Source organism: Vibrio sp. 2132-1, assembly GCF_033344315.1.
The window spans coordinates 1-592 of record NZ_JAWPON010000579.1 but is presented as its reverse complement, the minus strand read 5'-3'; the positions used below and the strand labels follow the sequence as shown (position 1 = coordinate 592).

1 protein-coding gene is annotated in these 592 nt (G+C 48.3%); it reads right to left on the bottom strand.

Features of this window, described 5'->3' with window-relative positions; all coding sequences use genetic code 11:
• Positions 1-25 precede the first annotated feature (25 nt).
• On the bottom strand, positions 26-592 hold a 567-nt coding region (locus R8N47_RS26760), incomplete at its 5' end, for an Hsp70 family protein (protein WP_318186307.1).

Genomic DNA, 592 nt, shown 5'->3' with positions numbered 1-592 from the left:
TCCGTAACTCGCTCAGAACTAAAGATCACTTAAAGCAAACGTCCGCGCAGCGTGCCAAGCCTGCGGTTACCGAACCAAAATAGTTACCGCTGACGACAGGAATATTTGGCAACACAGTTTGTACCGCGTCACGTAAAATCGGCGAACGAGCGGAACCACCAGTCATAAAGATCGCATCCGGTTTTACGCCTGCTTGCTCAACAGCTTCTGTTACCAGCGCCGTCATCTTGTTCTTTGGTGATTCAATCGCTTCAATCATCTCATCGCGCTGAACGTCCACTTCAATCAGCTCCGACAATAAGTTGATGCCAGTACGGTAAGCCGTTTGATCAGAGAGTGCCACCTTCGCTTCTTCTGCACGGCGGACAATGTTGTAGCCTAATGATTCGTGATAAACCTCTAGCAAGCGCGCTAACTTTTCTGGCTCTTGCGCCTGTTTCTGCAACAGTTTTAACGCCGCTAAGTTCTCACGTGAGTAAAAGTCGTTTTGCGCTTCAACGTTATTGATAGCAATCGGATTCCAAAACTGAGTCGTCGGCATCACAATGCCCGATTCCATCTTGCTTTCCATTCCAAACGGGAACATCAACTG